Source organism: Halomonas sp. SIMBA_159 (assembly GCF_046536035.1).
In the GTDB taxonomy this organism is placed as follows: domain Bacteria; phylum Pseudomonadota; class Gammaproteobacteria; order Pseudomonadales; family Halomonadaceae; genus Vreelandella; species Vreelandella venusta_A.
This window is the reverse complement of record NZ_JAWJBT010000812.1, coordinates 1-264: the sequence shown is the minus strand read 5'-3', so window position 1 is coordinate 264 and position 264 is coordinate 1. Positions and strand designations below refer to the sequence as shown.

The window sequence follows — 264 nt, the reverse complement described above, 5'->3', positions numbered from 1 at the left end:
CGATACCCCAAAGTCCATGTTCCGATTATTACTTACAACCAGCTGCATTTTTATCTGGACAGGGAACTGCACCAATTAAAAGCCGGCGTCATGTACGACATTAATAATCTGGGACTGCACAGGGTCATCAACCGCTCTGATACAGATCGCATCCACCTTATTTTTGATGCCCGGCCCGTCAAACGGATTCACAATGCCAAACATCACCTGTTTATTATGAGTCCGAACAATTCAGGCTCATCCCTGGTCTCTGCCGCGCTCGCC

At 48.1% G+C, this 264-nt stretch carries 1 pseudogene; it reads left to right on the top strand.

Going from position 1 to position 264, the window contains the following annotated elements:
* Window positions 1-264 (top strand): annotated as a pseudogene (locus R0J87_RS21470) (hypothetical protein); the annotation flags it as partial.